This window comes from Chryseobacterium sp. ON_d1 (assembly GCF_006829085.1).
In the GTDB taxonomy this organism is placed as follows: Bacteria; Bacteroidota; Bacteroidia; order Flavobacteriales; family Weeksellaceae; genus Chryseobacterium.
The window spans coordinates 228763-246854 of sequence record NZ_BJTC01000007.1; the positions used below are offsets into that span (position 1 = coordinate 228763).

Below are 18092 nucleotides of genomic sequence, written 5' to 3' on the forward strand. Positions count from 1 at the left end.
TTTTAAAATGAAAATGGCAAGGATAAATAATATTGCCCATCAAGAGAAGTATTCCAGTGCTTCTCTTGATCAGGCAATCCGGGTGAGCGTTCTGCATTTTTACGCAGATCAACAACATAAAGTGGTAAGAGATGGCCTGAAATTAGATTTTTTGAACTACAGTAAATTATCAGAGACGGCAAACGAGCTTGTAGTAGATAGTGACTTTGCCTGCAAGGAAATGATGAGCATGTCCTCCATGTCACTGGCTTTCGGTGCATGCTGCGCAGATAATAAATAAAAACCATCCTTCCGGATTTAGCAACAACCATAAAAAAGAAATACTGAATTTATTATGAACAAAAGAGGCTTTGGAATTATTCCTATTGCTTTCCTCTGCTTAGTGACGGGCTGCGATCGCGCTAAAGAGAGAAAAGATTTTGTACAGACTTACCCTGTCACCCAACCTATAAGTATTGATACAGTGATTAGTAAGGAGTTTGTTGCGCAGATAACTTCCCTGAAGAAAATAGAGATCCGGGCGCAGGAGAAAGGCTTTTTGGAAAAAATCTATATTGACGAAGGTCAGTATGTTCGTGCCGGTCAGCCTTTATTTCGGATTATGCCACAGGTGTATCAGGCTGAGCTGGCCAAAGCCAACGCTGAATTCCAGCAGGCTTTGATAGAGCTTGAAAATGTCAGTACACTGGTACAAAACAATGTGGTGGCAAAGAACCAGCAATCCATGGCCCAGGCCAAAGTAAATGCAGCAAAGGCTGAAAAAAAGCTCGCCGAGATTCATCTGTCATTTACGGATATCAAAGCACCTTTTTCGGGTTTTATTAACAGACTTCCGCTGAAATTGGGAAGTCTGATCAACGAAGGAAATTTATTGACCACACTTTCGGACAATAGCAGGATCTACGGTTACTTTAATGTTTCGGAGCAGGAGTATCTGCATTATCAGAACCATTCTGAAGATCGGGCAAGTAATAAAGTATCGCTTATTATGGCTAATGGTGATAAGTTCCCTAATCAGGGAAAAATCGAGACCATTGACGGCGAGTTTGACGCAGAAACAGGAAATATCGCATTCCGCGCTAATTTTGTTAATTCAGGTAATCTGCTGCGTCACGGGTCAACAGGAAAAATAGAAATGATGGTCCCGTTAAAGAAAGCTATCATAATCCCACAAAAAGCCACCTTTGAAATTCAGGATCAGAAATATGTTTTTGTCATAGACCGCACAGGACATGTCAAATCAAAAAGCATTCATGTCGCCCATGAATTACAGGACCTTTACGTTGTAGGGTCGGGCTTGTCAACTAGCGATGTGATCTTATTAGAAGGGGTACAGAAGGTAAAGGACAACCAGAGAATAAGTGCCAAAATGATGGATCCTAAAAAAGCGATTGCTTCATTACAGCTAAAGGCAGAATAATATACCGATCATTATGTTTTCTAAAATGTTTATACGCAGACCCGTTCTGTCTATTGTAATATCACTCATCATCGTCAGTTTGGGGATTTTGTCTCTATTTGCTTTACCTGTAACGCAATTTCCTTCCATTTCACCGCCTAAGGTAAATATCAGGGCTGTATATCCCGGGGCAAATAATGAGCTTTTGGTCAAGTCTGTTATTATTCCTCTTGAGCACGCATTGAATGGAGTGCCGGGGATGAAGTACATGTCCTCTAATGCTGGTAATGACGGCGAGGCAGCCATACAGGTTGTATTTGATCTGGGAACAGATCCGAACGTTTCAGCAGTAAAAGTACAGAACCGGGTTTCATCTGTGGTCAATAAGCTGCCACCAGCCGTAGTTAAAGAAGGGGTTAAAATTACCGGGGAAGAGCCCAATATGCTGATGTATATCAATCTTTATAGTGATGATCCTTCGTCAGACCAAAAGTTCCTCTATAATTATGCTGATATCAACCTGATGCCGGAGCTCCGAAGAATAAAAGGGGTAGGGGTTGCCGAGATATTGGGAACACGGGAATATGCCATGAGGATCTGGCTAAAACCGGATCGCCTGAATTCCTATACTATTTCAGCAAACGAGGTTATGAAGGCAATTGGTGAGCAGAGTATCGAAGCCTCCCCTGGAAAAACGGGGGTCAGTTCAGGTAAGCGTTCACAGTCTCTTGAGTATATCCTTAAATATCCCGGGCGATACAATAGTGAGAAAGAATATGAGAATATCATTCTTAAAGCGAAATCCAATGGCGAGTTTGTAAGGTTGCGGGATGTTGCCGATATCGAGTTCGGAAGCTCAATGTATGATATTTACTCCACTTTAAATGGTAAGAAATCAACTGCTATTACTGTAAAACAATCCTATGGAAGTAATGCAGGTGATGTTATCAGTAATATCAAAAAGGTAATGTCTGAACTTGAAAAAAAGAATTTTCCTAAAGGAATGCATTATGAGATCAGTTACGATGTATCCCGTTTTCTTGATGCTTCCATGGAAAAGGTTATCCATACTTTACTTGAAGCCTTTGTTCTGGTGGCGGTTGTTGTATTTTTATTTTTGGGAGATTGGCGGTCAACACTTATCCCCGCATTAGCAGTACCCGTTTCGCTGGTTGGAACATTTGCCATAATGTCGGTGTTTGGAATTACCTTAAATATGATTTCATTATTTGCGATGGTTATGGCTATCGGGGTGGTGGTGGATGATGCGATTGTGGTGATCGAAGCAGTACATGCCAAAATGGAAGAGAAGAATTATTCTGCGCTCCAGGCTACTGAAGAGGCAATGCAGGAAATCAGTGGGGCAATAATTGCCATAACGCTGGTCATGGCAGCCGTTTTTATACCAGTTGCTTTTATGACAGGTCCGGTAGGTATTTTTTATCGTCAGTTTTCCATAACAATGGCTTCTTCTATTATCCTTTCAGGTATTGTTGCATTGACACTGACTCCTGCTTTATGCGCATTGATCTTAAAAAACAACCATGGGAAAAGTAAAAATACATTTTTGACAAAATTCCTTGGTAGATTTAATTCTTTGTTTCAGACAGGAACAGAGCGCTATGCTAAAGTTCTTACCCGCATAGTCCGGAAAAGTATATTTACAATTCCTTTGTTGGTACTCTTTGCGCTGGGAACATTCTTTATGAATGGAAAAGTTGCAAGTGGATTTATTCCTGATGAAGACCAGGGGATGATTTATGCTATTATCCGTACTCCGCCGGGATCTACCCTGGAACGTACTAATAGTATTGCATTGGAACTGCAGAAGATGGCACAGGGAATCGAAGGTGTTTCCTCTGTTTCTTCGCTGGCTGGTTACGAAATGCTGAGCGAAGGGACAGGCTCTAACTCCGGGACCTGCTTGATCAACCTGAAGGCCTGGGATGATCGGAAATCATCTGCGCGGGACATCATTGAAAAACTGGCAGAAAAAGCAAAGGATATAGCGGGCGCTAACATAGAATTTTTTCAGCCTCCCTCGATTCCGGGGTATGGTGCTGCCGGTGGTTTTGAATTAAGACTTCTGGATAAATCCGGCCGCAGCGATTATGCCGAAATGGAAAAAGTGAGCAATGATTTTGTACAGGAACTCAATAAAAGACCTGAGTTAGGTTCAGCGTTTACCTTTTATTCGGCTAGCTTTCCCCAATTTGTGTTACGTATCGACAATGAACTGGCGGAACAGAAAGGAGTGACCATAGATAATGCAATGAGCAACCTTTCCACCTTAATCGGTTCAAGTTATGAAACGGGTTTCATTCGTTTTGACCGTCCTTACCATGTTATTGTTCAGGCAGGACCACAATATCGGGCCTTACCTGGAGACCTTCTTAAACTATATGTTAAAAACAGTAGTGGCCAGATGGTACCTTATTCAGGTTTTATGAGCTTAGAGAAGGTTTATGGACTTTCAGAAATTACCAGACATAACATGTATAATTCCTCTCAGGTAAGCGGTACTCCCGCTACGGGATATAGCAGTGAACAGGCTATAAGAGCGATTAAAGAAGTAGCGGAAAAATCACTGCCTGCAGGCTATGATATTGACTGGGCAGGTATCTCAAAAGATGAAGTCAGCCGGGGGAATGAGGCGATATTCATATTTCTGATCTGTCTGGTATTTGTGTACTTTATCCTTTCTGCTCAGTATGAGAGTTTTGTTCTACCTCTTTGCGTTATTCTGTCTTTGGTTTTCGGGATTTTTGGAGCGTATCTATCCCTACATCTGCTGGGATTGGAAAATAATATATATGCCCAGGTTGCAATGGTCATGCTGATCGGACTTTTGGGAAAAAATGCGGTTCTTATTGTGGAATTTGCCGTACAGCGTAAAGCAGAGGGGATTTCTGTATCACAGGCAGCTATTGAAGGAGCATCGATAAGATTTCGTCCCATTATTATGACCTCACTGGCTTTTATTGCAGGTCTTATCCCCTTGGTTATTGCAGTCGGGCCCGGTGCGGTAGGAAACCGAACTATCGGTACAGCTGCCGCAGGAGGAATGATTATGGGAACTATTTTCGGGTTACTCATCGTTCCCGGCCTTTATTACATTTTTGCCACTATTGCCGAAAAAGTTAAACTGGCAAAATATGAGAATGAAATTCCACTGACAGAACCGGATGATCTCAGCACTTAGATACTGGAGCTGGAAAATAGCAATTAAATACATATTAAAAAAACATTACCAACTTATGATCGATTTTAATGGAAGATATCTGACGGATCTTAGTACCAGTCGGATCAAGCCACAAATGGCGATTCATCGGAAGACCTGGCTTGTTTTGCTAGCGGGCTTGTTTTTGGCAACAGGATGCAAGGCACCGCAGGGGGCTATCATAAAACAAGAAATGAAAGAAGATCTTCCGGAGCAATTTCCGGATCAGGAAGCACAAACCCTTAATTCAGGAAATGTAAAATGGAGGGAATTTATTACTGATCCGGTACTGGTGAACCTCATTGAAATGGCATTAAAAAATAATAGAGATTTAATGCAGGTCTTTCAGGAGATAGAAATTGCCAAAAGCAATGTTCTTTTCAAAAAAGGCGCAATGAGTCCTACCGTTTCAATGTCCATGGGAACAGGTGTGAAAAAGAGTGCAAGGTATACGAGCGAAGGAGCCGGTAATGCCACTACAGATATTGAGCCCGGGAGAAAGATGCCGGATCCTCTTCCCAATTTCGGAATGGGTCTTAACACAAGTTGGGAGGTGGATATCTGGAAAAAGTTAAGGGATGGTAAGGATGCAGCTGTATCACATTATCTTGCTACCATAGAAGGCAAAAATTTTGTGCTTTCCAATTTGATCGAGCAGATTTCAACTCAGTATTACGATTTATTGGCGTTGGACAACCGGCTGGATATTGTGAAGCAGTATATTCAGATCCAGGAAAAGGCTCTGTCTGTAGCAAAAATTCAAAAGCAGGCTGCAGTAAGTACTGAGCTTGCTGTTAAAAGATTTGAGGCAGAACTTATTAAATCTAAAGCTACACTTACTACTTTACAGCAAGAAATGACAGAAAAGGAAAATGGATTAAATGCTCTATTGGGAAGGTTTCCACAGCCTATTCCAAGAGATAAATCCAGTCTGTTATCAACAGTTCCCCAAAAAATTGGAGTTGGTATTCCTTCTGAGCTGTTAAGTAACCGGCCCGATATTAAAAGAGCCGAACTGGAACTGCGATCCTCACAATTAAACGTTTCTGTGGCTAGAAAAGAATTCTACCCATCCTTTACAATTTCGGCAACATTGGGACTGGCCGCTTTTAAGCCTTCCTATCTGATTAAAATGCCAGAGTCCATAGCATATGGGATTATAGGTGACCTTGCCGGCCCACTGATCAATAAAAGCGCTATCAAAGCTAACTTTTCTACAGCAAATGCCAGGCAGTTACAGGCTTTATATGAATATGACAAAACTATTCTGAATGCTTACATTGAAGTTGCGAATTTAATGTCAAAGGTTAAAAATATAGATCTTTATTATCAGATGAAACGTAATGAGACTGAGGTTTTAAATCAATCAATAGATATAGCCGGTTTGCTATTTAAGAATTCCAGAGCAGATTATCTTGAAATATTACTGAATCAACGTGATGTTTTAAGTGCCAGGCAGGAACTTATTGAGGCAAAAAAAGAACAATTAATAGCTGTTGTTCATATTTACAAGAGTTTGGGAGGCGGCTGGCAGTAGTATGTTCTACTTATTGTAATGTATTACTCTGGATATAAAGATTCTATATATTAGTTGATTTGGTGTTTTTTTCCGTTTCATTTTTAATGATCGGCTATTTTTTGTAAGTTTTATACAAGTCGCTGACGAAAGTCCTTGATCATGGATTGTTGCACTTTTGTCACTTTATTTTTCCAGCCAGCTACTTTGTCCTTTTCTTTGAACCGCTATTGTTCATATTTACTTGGAATTTTAGGGATAGGATGACCGTAGCAGGCTCTGCTTATTGTAGGTAATATTGGATACGAAGTTTATTCATATCAATTTAATTTTGGACTGATGGCCGTTTCATTTTTAATGATCGGCCATTTTTTGTAAGTGGTATCAGAAAGAGGAGGACGAAAGCTTTTTATCATGGATTTTTACACTTTCGTCATTTTTTTTTTTATCGTTTTTTCTTTTGTATTATTTTGCACTGAAATTGATATTTATAGAATAGCGAAGGTTCTTTGTATCAATTATTTTTTACAGGTGGTCGCTTCAGTTCTCAACGTAAAGCGGCCATTATTTTTTCTATTCTGAAAAAGGACCAACAGCTTTTGTCACGGATTATTGAGTCTTCGTCATCTTATTTTTCTAAGTGAATAGCTTTTCACTTTTTTTGTACCGAAATTAAAAGCATAATGTCAATTAATTAAAAAAGAAGTGATGGAATTCTCTACGCACAAACACGAAACAGAAACAAACAAAAACACTAAGCACGTTTCACTATATCGTGTTTACGGATTTTTTAAACCCTACAAATGGCAGTTAATTGGCTCCATTGTGCTTATTTTTATAGGAGCAGGAGCGGGAATGGCAATGCCGTTTTTATTACGGAACATTATCGATGATGCACTTCCTCATGCTAATATGCAGTTATTGGTCACATTAGTCATTGCCATGGTTTTGGCAACACTGGTGTCTGCCGTAATCAACATGATTCAGACGATAATTTCAACTAAAATCGGACAATCCGTACTTCACGATTTGCGAATAAAGCTGTATTCGCACTTGCATTCGCTATCACTGCATTTTTTTACCAATACGCGTGGTGGGGAAATTCAGTCCCGCATTACGCAGGATATCGGATCACTGCAGGAATTGGTTTCCAATACTGCGCAGGAAGCAGCTAAAAATCTAAGTATTGTGATCATGACTGTCATTGCCATGTTTCTCCTGGATTGGAAACTTTCATTGTTTTCACTAACTGTTGTTCCATTGACACTACTATTAAGTAATTGGGTGGGGGAATTACGGGAAAAAGTTGCAGAGAAACAAAGACAAAAGCTGGCCGATCTATCTTCAGAGATAAATGAAACCCTGTCTGTACCCGGCATCATCCTTTCCCGTACAATGGGGAAGACAGGATTTCTGATCGGTAAATTTTCAAAAACCTCAAAAGATGTTGCAGATTTGGAAGTTCGATCACGTACTTCTAATGAATGGCAATGGCAGATTATTTATTTGCTTTTGACTATTCTTCCGGCGCTGACTTTACTTCTTGGTGGACTTAGGATGCAGGGCGACAATCACGTTTCTATCGGTACGCTCATGGCATTAATTGCACTGCAGGAACAATTGACATTCCCCTTGCAGGAGTTACTAAGGACAAGTATTGAAGTGCGTAAGACGCGTGTATTGTTTTCCCGTATATTCGAGTATCTCGATATGCCTTCTCAGGTTAAGAGGATAGCAGGAGCCGTTGTTTTAAATAAAAAAAACGTAAAAGGAAATGTAAAACTTGAAAATGTTAGTTTTTCATATGAGGATGGAGCTGAGCTGCTTTCTGATGTAACCATTGATATTAAAGGCGGAAGTCACGTTGCTATTGTCGGGGCGACAGGTTCCGGGAAAACAACTGTGGGATATCTCATAGCGGGGCTTTATGAAGTAAATAGAGGAGCTATTTATATAGATGGGGTTGACATTCGGAAATTAAGTGCTCGCTCACGGACCGATATTTTGGGTGTAGTATCACAGGACCCTTACCTGCTTAATGGAACAATTAAAGAAAACCTGCTGTTTGCCAATCCTGATGCTACTGATCAGGAGTTGGTTGCAGCTGCAAAAATTACAAATCTGCATGACTTTATATTGAACCTTCCCTTACAGTATGATACTCCTATCGGTGAGCATGGTTACCGTTTTTCAGGTGGCGAAAAACAAAGACTTTCGCTAGCAAGGACGATCTTAAGAAAGCCAGCAATTATCATAATGGATGAAGCTACAAGTGCATTGGATACTATTACAGAACGTAACCTGTCAGGCGGTTTAAACGCATCTTTGCATAATGTTACTACCATAACAATTGCACACCGTTTATCCACGGTGCGAAATGCAGATCAAATTGTGGTGATGAATCGGGGTAGGATCGTAGAGCAAGGTACACATGAGGAGTTAGTCGTAAAAAATAGCTATTATGCTAGGCTTTTAGAATCTGACAGAAGCTGATTACAATAATTGATGTTGAAGAAACTGTATAATATAAAAGAATAACATAAATGTTTATATAGATGGTTTAATTAGCTGGTTGGAGCCCTGACATTCTATATCAGGGCTCATTTTTTCGGGCGATAGGTAATGCTTTTTAATAATGCCGATATAAATATAACTAATGTTTGAAAAATATTAAGATACCTTATGAGAGTAAGAAAACTTGTAAGAAGACACAGCATTCTTTTATCAGCTGATCCTTAAGTAGAGTTTCAAATTTCAATATTCTTTTAATTCAAATGCTGTTTTTAGAATTTTTCGTTATTTAACTTTTTGGTCTTGGAGAATACTTGAAAAAGGCAATCAAATTATTGTATCTTTCAGAATATAAAATCTACAAAATGAAATTCATACTAATTGGTGTATTTTTATTTTTATCAAATAGGGTATTGTCTCAAACAACGCCCAAGTTATATATTGAAAAAGCCATTTCCATAATGGAAATGAATTCTGTAAATAAAAATAAAATCGATTGGAAGAAAATCAAGGAGAATGCTTTAGAAGAAGGCAAAGATAAAAATTCGATTCGTGAAACATATCCTATTATAAGAAACATATTGGGTAAACTAGGAGACCAGCATTCGAAATTTTTTAAGCCTGAGGTTGTTGAAGCGTATTTAAAGCGTTATAAGGAGGTCGGGATTGCCTTCCCTTATCCAAAAGACAGCCTCATCGGTGCAGATATAGCTTATGTTACAGTTCCCGCCATTGCCATTCTGAATAATGAAGATTGGAATGAATATGTAGAAAGTTTTTATGCCAAGATCAAAAAGCTGGACCACAAAAATCCAAAGTGCTGGGTAATTGATTTAAGGGAGAATGACGGCGGAATGTTTGCCCCTATGTTTAAAGCGGTCTATCCATTTTTAGGTAGAAAGAATGTTGTAGGCTCTATGGACAACACTGGGGAAATCAAATATTTTAATTATAAAGATTCAAATATTTATTTTGGAAGTTATATAATTGGCGCAATAGCAACGCCGGATATAGAATTAAAAAATAAAAATATACCCATATTTGTTTTAACTAGTAAAAAGACTGCAAGTTCGGGAGAGTTTCTGGCTGCAAGCTTTAAAGGGCAGAAGAATGTGAAAATCATTGGAACCAATACGCAAGGTTTAACATCTGACAATTCTGAATTTAAACTTGAAGATGGTGCATTTCTTGTTTTAACTACAGGGATTTTAATAGATAGGAATAAAAGAGAATACAGACGGGTGGGTGAAGGAATTTCGCCAGATTATCCACTTGAGGAATTTGATTTTCAGAATTATATAGATGAAGTCAAAAGAATATTAATTGCAGTCAATTAAACTATAGAATCTTAAAATTTGTGGTGATGAACCGAGGTAAGATCGTAGAGCAAAGTACACATGAGGAGCTAGTCGTAAAAAATAGCTATTATGCTAGGCTTTTAGAATCAGATAGAAGCTGATTACAATAATTGATGTTGAAGAAACTGTATAATATAAAAGAATAACATAAATGTTTATATAGGTGTTTTGTTTTGGTTCTTCTTTTCTTCATGTTGAACTCAAATAGTTGTTCTTTTAGGTTTTCGGTCGTGCCATTTAGCAAGAGCGAATCTAAACGTCCCACTCATTTATAATAATACACACGGCATAGGTAAATAGTCCAATTAACTATGTTATCTGTAATTCTTAAGTTTTGTTTGTCTCTTGTCGCACAAATCAAGATTATATTACTATTTTAATTTGATTTATCCAAACTTGCTCTCTGTCTCTGTGCTCCTTAAAAATTTGTAACATCAATTTCTTATCATATTCTATTTTCTGGTTGAAATATAGTGTCCCATTGACATACACTCTTACTCTTTTATGTAGGTTAACCATTTCTGGTGAGATATAGATATAAAACGATTTTAGACATGAAGTTCTCACAGAGAAAGTATTATTGATATATGAGGCCTCTATTTTTCCAGATTTCCTTTTTAAATTAAAGGCTTCTTTTTTAACCTTCTCTACTGTTAAGCTATCATCTTTATTATATTTTAGCCATTCTGTTATTTTAAAATTCAATTCTTTGTGCCAAGTCGCTTTTGATTTAAGGGTATCAAGTTTTGCATTAGATAACCAGTCTATAGAACCATATTTCTCATCATCAAATTCCCAGGAAATATCTTTAGGAAAAGGATTTCTTGTTCGGTCTTTTATGCTTTTAAAAAGTATTTGATAAGCAGGTTCAGATTCGTCAAATTTAGGAAACCAATGAGGAAAACCAGTATACCGATATTCTTTATAATCTGCATTTATTACTTTCATAAGTTTTGTAAGATCGTCATTGGCATTGGGAGGGTAATAATAATCGTGATCAGTAGAAAAATTAATGAATAAACGGTTTTTAATATTCTCCACGAAGGTTCCGCCAGTGAAAACTTTAGGATATGTATTAAAACCATAGAAACCTGCAAACTGGGTAGATTTTTTCATTAAGTAAGAAAATGAACCGGTAGCTCCATTAGAGTGTCCGGAAATAAAGACTTTATTGTCGTCAACATTAATTGTTTTTTTAATCTGTTTCAGCATATCAGGTATCATGAAAAAACCATCATCAGGATTCATCCAGTTATATTTTTTACTTCCTTTTGGAAAAACCGATATCACATTATTTAAATCCGCATATTTGGTGTAAAATCTGTTCCACCCACCTAAATTTTCCTGTACCGTCTGATAATCTGACAGGACATTTACACTGACCGCACCGTGTAAAAAGAAAAGTAGAGGATATTTATTCTGAGGATTGTAATTGTAGGGTAAATGGATAAGATAAGAAGTTTGTGCAGAATCATTTACTTTAAAGGTGATGGAATAATTCTGTTGATTTTTCGGTAAATATGGATTGTAATTTTTTATCTTTTCATACAATATTCTGCCATCCATAGCTTCATCCAAAGAATATATCTTTGCCTTGAAAAACTCATCTTCAATTTTATGTAACTCCTTATAAAATTTTTCTTTATTCTTTATGGCGTTTTGTTTTAATACAGTCCACCTTGGGTCAGCTAGTAAATTTTTATATTCACTTTCTGCTGATTCTCCAATAATATAGCTCCAGCCCGGAATACCATCTTCATCAGTCGTCATCTTGGCCAATGGGATAAGGTATTTGAAGGCTTTATTATAATCTTTCAACTCTGCCGCAATAACTGAAGATTTGTAAAGCCCGGTTCCATCAATACTGTCAGGATACATTCTAAAAGCTGTTTCATACATTTCCAATGCTTTTTCGTAACCTGCTTCGTCCTTAGATTTCCACATAGTCTCCAATGCTTTTTGTGTTAATGTTGAATAGTTATCCTGTCCATTTGCAAAAAAAGCGATTAAAATAAGGGTCAACGTTAAATAAAATTTCATACCTAAAATTTGATAGAACAAAAATAGCAGTAATAGGTTTTGAAAACTTGTAAAAATGGAACATTACACTTATTCAGTGCAAATGCCAGAATATATCCTGATTTCCCAAAACAGTTCCTTTGTTGAAGAAACTTTTCGGTGAGTCAGCTGTAAAATTTTTGTAGGTCTTATTTAGATGGGATTGGTCATTGTAGTTAAATTCATATGCAAGTTCAGTAAAGTTTCTTTTAGGATTTTCAAACAGTTTATCGTTGATAGTCTTTCTAAACAAAACGATTTCGTGAAATTTCTTAACAGAAACCCCTAAATATGATTGGAAGTTTCTATTGAGATGCTGTCTACTAATTCCAATTGTACTGGAAAGATCTGCAACAGAAAAATTCTCGCAATTATTAAATATATATAAGATTGAACGTTCTAAGATCGAATTTTCAACATAATTAAACCTTCTTAGCAATAACCTGTCGAGCGAAAGGGCTAAAGTACTAGTATCTGTGGTACAGAATATTTTTTGTATCTCAGAGTGTTCAAAAAAATCATAATTTGTAATATAATTTGCAAAATTAAGGTCTTTGTAGAACTGCTGAATTCCCCAAGGCTTAAACACAATAACAACTCTATGTACTTCTCCTCTTTGTGTTACATTAAGAACTTTCTGCCTAATTGGCGTGAATATTTGTAAAGTACTATTGGCGTTGCTGAAAATAATTTCTCCATTTTCTGACCAGATGTGAGATCTATAAAATGATATTGTATTATTGAAATGTGGAAAGCATTGAAATTCGTTGATACTATTATCAGGTTTAATATCCAAATAATAATAATCCACATATTTTTTGATCAATAGCTGTTGCGGTTTAAAAGTTTCAAAGATATCCTTCATTCTAATAATGACGTAAATATATTGAAAAATAGACAATAATAAACTTTAGGGAAGCAAAATCACGATTAATATTCTAAAGAACAATTATTTACCAAAGAAAATTTACGCATCTGTATTTAAATTTAACAAAACTATGTTTTAAGAATTTTTGAGGAACTAATACAAGTTTTTGGAATTATGGATGGTTATATATTACTTTTGGTAAAGTATGGGATAATATCTGATGACTTTTTGTAATTTATACTAAAGTGCTATGATCTAACTGTCAATAGTTAAGCACAATCGCACTTGCGAACTATTTATTTAATTCAAGCGTCATCTTACAACAAACTGCCATCAGCCGCAGTTCAATTATAGAGTTGTTTTAGATGTCGGTAGCAATAATATTTACAAACATGGAGGATAATTTTCAGTACAGAATATCAAAAGCGCAAAAAGAAGATATAGCTCAAAATTTAATAGATTTTTTAGAGAAGGAGATAGAATTAAAAAATGAATCTAAAACATTTATTTCAAATTGGCTTTATACCGGCCATGATGAAAAGAGAAAAGCATTTTATGATGTTTGGGAAATCGTGCTAAAGAATTACCTTCCCACTTCAAGGCCGCCTGATTAAAATCTGCTTCTATACCTTCCGAGAATTTATGCCTTCGGCAAAAAATCATGTAACATAATTCTTCAAACGCGTTCGTATGATTATCATTTCTAACTCTAAAGGAATTCCAGTCTATCTTATTCATCAATGTATTTTATAGGGATCAGTAAACAATATTCATCGGCTATTTGTTATTATTTGCAAATTAATTCTTTTTGACGACAATCCTTACTATTATAATATGTCCAGAAATAAGAATTTTCGTAATTTACCTAGGCGAATCAATGAACTAAGTCTAGACACATTTTTTGCGAGTTTAAATATGCTTTTGCAGGTAGGGATTCAGAAGATAGAGCTGGGCTTTAGAGTTCTTGCAGGGTGCAAGTCATTGAAAATTTCATCTCGTGCAGAAACGAATGATTAAAACAGAAAAGCTTTTACATGCCAAGCCGATAAAAGTTATACCTGAAGAAATCTTTCTTCATACATCCTATCAAAATAATTACTCAATTTTACCAATCTTTCCTTATCAAACGTATTGATATACTTTAAGAACATAACTTCAGTGCTATGGCCAGTTGCTTCCATTAGTAATGGAGTAGGGATTTTTCCATAGAAGTTGGAGGCAAAACTGCGCCTTCCGATATGACTGGTTATGACCTGCCATTTCGCTATTTTCAGAAGCTTTGTCCTATGACCGATGCGTTTTCGTGCATTGATGAATTGATTAAGACCGGATAACCTGGCTATTTCTTTAATACTTTCGTTATATTTCTGTACGGATATAGAAGTGGGGAATTTATTTTCGTTCCCATTAATTATATTTTGTACAATAGGATGTAAGGGTATTGTTATTTCTTTTTGTGTTTTTTGCTGCACGAAATTCAGACATTTTTTTTTATTTATTTCTGTGAGTTTTTCAGATGAAAAATTCATGAAGTCGGATACTCTTTGTCCGGTGTAACAACTTATTAACAACCAGTTTTTTGCATCTTGAAGATGCTCGGGGACGTGTGTGTATTTTATTTTTAATATTTCGGGTTCACTTAGGGTGATAATTTCTTTGCACTGTCTTTCTCTTCGTATTTCAAGTTCTCTGACCCTTGTATGAATACCCATCCTTTCTGCAAAATTTAGAATCGTCTTTACAAAATGAATTGTTCGATAGACTGTATTTTCACTGTACTCTTCTTGCTTTCCAAAAATCAGAAAATCTTTAATAAATGTTGGGTTTACCTGATCTATAAATTGTCTTTCCGCCTTAAATCCCTCAAATTTTTGAACCAAATTAAAGAAGACCTTGTACCTTTTATAGGTGGAATTACAAATTAGCTCTTTTCTGCTTTGTAGGTAAACATCCATATAATGGAGCAGGGTCGTTTCCGGATAATGCGAATTTTTGCGGAGACAAATATTTTTTATCGTACTCGAAAACAGCCTTGGACTGACTACTTTATTTTTGTTTTTCCAATTTTGATAGCATTCAGTAAGTTCTACTTTTAATCGATTGATTTTATCGTTTAGATTTTTATATTTTTTTAGATATATATTTTTGGGACGCTCTTTCTTTTTGTCCCATTCCGATTCTGCTATTCTTAAGGGAGTGTAAGCAATAAAGGACTTATTGGATTCATCGGTAAATTTAAGGTTGATATTTCGTGTGGTTCCAGCATTTGAAAGAAAAAATTGGAATGTCATTATTGATAAACTAATAGATTAATTATCAACGAAGTTAAATAAAAAAAAGTAGTCCTATCTAGACTACTTTTATTGGTCAAAGATAACTAAATATCTTTTAACATAAAAATATTAATCCACTGTTAGTGAAAATGATGTAAAATAAATTTTCTATAATTTTTTATATTACTGTCTGATAAGGGCTCAATAATAATGCTGTTATGGTTGTTAATTTTATAATCATAGACATTGAATCAATGCATTAAAATTAAAAGTAGTCTAGATAGGACTATACTTGATTTTATATCCCCATAATTGTTTAAAAACTTAAGGTACATTAACTAAAAATCAGAATCATGAAAACAGCCAACAAACTTCATTTCCGATAAAAGCAGTTCATTATAAAATCCGACGTAACCAAAACTTTTCAGCCCATTACAATTTTATAAAACTGAGCATATGGGTCTGTAAACCAACTATAAATGTTTAGTAGAAATTAAAATAACAAAATATTAGATGAAGATAGATTTTAAAGATATTCATATAGGGAATCTAATAAAAATTCTCGTTTCAGAAGCCGGTCTAAGCACAGATAGAATATGTACATACATGAATCTCTCAGAAGAAGAGATAAAAAATACCTACCAGACAGATACTTTAGAGACCAAACTCTTATTAAAATGGTGTAAACTATTAGAATACGATTTATTTCGCTTTTATTCCCAACATCTGCTGCTTTATTCTTCTCCGAAAGGAGCTGATTACAATAAGCCGACTGAATCTGTATTACCGCAGTTTCGTAAAAACCTTTATACAAAAGAGGTTATCTTTTATATACTGGAAACAATTGAAAATAATGAGAAAACAAAAAATGAGGTAATTAAAGACTATGGGATTCCAAAATCAACACTCAATAGATGGATTATTAAATATGGAAATAAAGCGTTCTAATAACTTGAAAATATAAAATGATGCCTGATTACAAAAAGATTTATAGTGATATTCTGAATACCAGGTTTGCAGAGAAAAAGAAAGATTGCGCGGGAATTTTAGGTAAAGAAGTGTTATCCCATTTGGATATTATTGAACTCAATACCATAATTTTTGGAGCTGAAGACGCTAAGAGCTGGGAGTTTGACAGAAAACATCGCTCTTATAATCAATATACCATACAGAAGATTCTTGAATATCAACATAAAAATCAACTTAGTAATAGCCAGCTTGCCCGGCACTATAAATTAAGCAGAAATTCTGTTGCTCGGTGGAAGAAAATATTTAACCTCTAGTTCATTAAAAGAAAATCAATAATTATTGTATTAAGCTAAAAGAGTAAATTATGATCGTTACCAATAGAGATAAAGTGATAACACAGATGAAAATTTTTCAAGGTCTTCTTATTCTTAGTTGCAATTTGGCGGTGGCCGCTTACATACTTACATCAAATATATATGAATACTTAAGATGGCCAGGGATTACGTTTTTTATAGTTATTGGTTTGGTATGTATTGTTAAGATAACAAGATTAAAAGTATTCCACTTTGAGAATAGTGGTGTTATTTTTACTATTAAATATTATCATCCTTCAAAAAAAGGCTTAATCTTTCCGGCAGTAGAATATCCTGTCGATAAAATGAGAACTTTAAAAATTGAGAGATCTTTATTTTCTGATTTTATTATAATGGATGTTTACTTAAAGGAAAAAGAGAAGTTATTCCGTATTAAAATGCGTGTCAATGGTATCAGTGATAGTAATTATCGAAAGATTGCCAATTCATTTTCGTAACAGGCCAAATTTTGTTTTGGTTGTAAGCGATGGTTTTATAAATGTTACACATTAGAAGTTTAGTGTCTGCACCATATGAAATATTAATATGATGTATTTTCAACTTTAGATAAGGTGGAAATTGTATTCGCATGAACTGTTTTTATTCTAAAATATTTCTTTAATCGTTAAATATATTAGCATGATTACCGAAGAGCATATATTACTTCATCATGGAGCATATTATAAGAAATATCCAGCCAAAGAGATTATTTTTCAAAGTGGTGACGTTCCGCGTTTTTTTATTCAGATCCGTAGTGGAACGGTGGAGTTAAACAATTATCATGATGATGGACGTGAGTTTACTCTAAATATTCTTTCTATGGGCGATAGTATCGGTGGATCACTATTGTTTAGCACCCAAAACTATCCGATGAATGCCATAGCAAAAACGGATTGTATCGTACTGAAATTATCCAAAAGCAAATTTTTGGAAATGGTGAAAAATAATTCGGAAATTGCCTTAAAACTTTTAGAGGACTTTTCCCATAGCCTTTATCATAAATATACAATGCTGTTTAATAATTCTTCTATAGATCCACTAGCAAAAATAACATCCTTGCTCGATTATTATAAACGATGTGCTAATGAAGAAAAACGTTATTGTTACCATCTGCCTCTGACCAGACAGCAAATCGCGAATCTTACGGGGCTACGCGTGGAGACAGTTATCAGAACCATAAAAAGAATGGAAGAACTGGATCTTGTTCATTTAAAGCATCGACAAATCTATTACTGAAAAAGATACTGATTTAGAGAAGCTCTTGCGCAAAAAAAGCGGCGCAGCACAATCCCTAATCTTTCCATCAAGAGCTCATGCTTTACGGAAATTAGTGATGTAATTGCGGTTGGCGTGTGGATATATCGAATATGCCTTTACAAATAGCATACGATAAATAAGCTTTCAGCAGCTCCCATTTGATCATACGATACTGAATTTTTTATCAATTATCAAAATAATTCGAGGCACAGTTGTATAGCAGTATAATCCTGTATTGGCTTCTTTAAAGCTGATCCTTTCAGTAAAACTGCTTTTGCAAACATTTTTAATTGGACAGTACTTTGTACAA

Annotated in this window: 14 protein-coding genes; 11 read left to right on the forward strand and 3 right to left on the reverse strand. The window is 35.7% G+C overall.

Annotation, left to right across the window (positions count from 1 at the left end):
* Positions 1-13: 13 nt before the first annotated feature.
* The 6 genes from CRS_RS12985 to CRS_RS13010 all read left to right on the forward strand — a co-directional run bounded on the left by CRS_RS12985 (position 14) and on the right by CRS_RS13010 (position 9983).
* Positions 14-280, forward strand: a complete 267-nt coding sequence (locus CRS_RS12985; RefSeq protein WP_142724458.1) for a hypothetical protein — start codon at positions 14-16, stop codon at positions 278-280.
* Positions 281-334: 54 nt separating this feature from the next.
* Positions 335-1420 carry an efflux RND transporter periplasmic adaptor subunit gene (locus CRS_RS12990; protein WP_142724459.1) on the forward strand — a complete coding sequence of 362 codons (1086 nt, stop codon included), beginning with the start codon at positions 335-337 and terminating at the stop codon, positions 1418-1420.
* A 13-nt stretch (positions 1421-1433) separates the two neighbouring features.
* Entirely contained in the window at positions 1434-4601 is a 3168-nt protein-coding gene (locus CRS_RS12995) for an efflux RND transporter permease subunit (RefSeq protein WP_142724460.1), read from the forward strand.
* Between the two features lie 115 nt (positions 4602-4716).
* On the forward strand, positions 4717-6156 hold the full coding sequence (locus tag CRS_RS13000) for an efflux transporter outer membrane subunit (RefSeq protein WP_142724502.1): 1440 nt from the start codon (positions 4717-4719) through the stop codon (positions 6154-6156).
* Positions 6157-6843: 687 nt separating this feature from the next.
* On the forward strand, positions 6844-8628 hold the full coding sequence (locus CRS_RS13005; RefSeq protein ID WP_142724461.1) for an ABC transporter ATP-binding protein: 1785 nt from the start codon (positions 6844-6846) through the stop codon (positions 8626-8628).
* A 383-nt stretch (positions 8629-9011) separates the two neighbouring features.
* Positions 9012-9983, forward strand: coding sequence for a S41 family peptidase (locus CRS_RS13010; RefSeq protein WP_142724462.1), 972 nt, complete (start codon positions 9012-9014; stop codon positions 9981-9983).
* Between the two features lie 384 nt (positions 9984-10367).
* Here the strand turns inward: CRS_RS13010 and CRS_RS13015 are convergent, their stop codons facing one another.
* Both CRS_RS13015 and CRS_RS13020 read right to left on the reverse strand, forming a co-directional pair.
* Entirely contained in the window at positions 10368-12044 is a 1677-nt protein-coding gene (locus CRS_RS13015; protein WP_142724463.1) for an alpha/beta hydrolase-fold protein, read from the reverse strand.
* Positions 12045-12117: 73 nt separating this feature from the next.
* Positions 12118-12927 (reverse strand): AraC family transcriptional regulator, encoded by an 810-nt coding sequence (locus tag CRS_RS13020; protein WP_142724464.1) that lies wholly within the window; start codon positions 12925-12927, stop codon positions 12118-12120.
* Positions 12928-13295: 368 nt separating this feature from the next.
* On the opposite strand from CRS_RS13020, the gene CRS_RS13025 reads away from it, so the two are divergent.
* On the forward strand, positions 13296-13544 hold the full coding sequence (locus CRS_RS13025; protein ID WP_142724465.1) for a hypothetical protein: 249 nt from the start codon (positions 13296-13298) through the stop codon (positions 13542-13544).
* Between the two features lie 438 nt (positions 13545-13982).
* On the opposite strand, the gene CRS_RS13030 is transcribed toward CRS_RS13025, so the two are convergent.
* Positions 13983-15221, reverse strand: a complete 1239-nt coding sequence (locus CRS_RS13030) for a phage integrase SAM-like domain-containing protein (protein ID WP_142724466.1) — start codon at positions 15219-15221, stop codon at positions 13983-13985.
* 495 nt (positions 15222-15716) lie between these two features.
* Between CRS_RS13030 and CRS_RS13035 the strand changes: the two genes are divergently transcribed.
* From CRS_RS13035 to CRS_RS13050, 4 genes are all read left to right on the forward strand, one after another.
* Positions 15717-16151: a transposase gene (locus tag CRS_RS13035; protein WP_308463714.1), complete on the forward strand. Its 435-nt coding sequence runs from the start codon at positions 15717-15719 to the stop codon at positions 16149-16151.
* 17 nt (positions 16152-16168) lie between these two features.
* A complete protein-coding gene (locus tag CRS_RS13040) occupies positions 16169-16486 on the forward strand; it encodes a helix-turn-helix domain-containing protein (RefSeq protein ID WP_142724467.1) in 318 nt (105 codons plus the stop codon).
* A gap of 50 nt (positions 16487-16536) precedes the next feature.
* A complete protein-coding gene (locus CRS_RS13045; protein ID WP_142724468.1) occupies positions 16537-16983 on the forward strand; it encodes a hypothetical protein in 447 nt (148 codons plus the stop codon).
* 181 nt (positions 16984-17164) lie between these two features.
* Positions 17165-17761, forward strand: a complete 597-nt coding sequence (locus CRS_RS13050; protein ID WP_142724469.1) for a Crp/Fnr family transcriptional regulator — start codon at positions 17165-17167, stop codon at positions 17759-17761.
* The last annotated feature ends 331 nt before the right edge of the window (positions 17762-18092 follow it).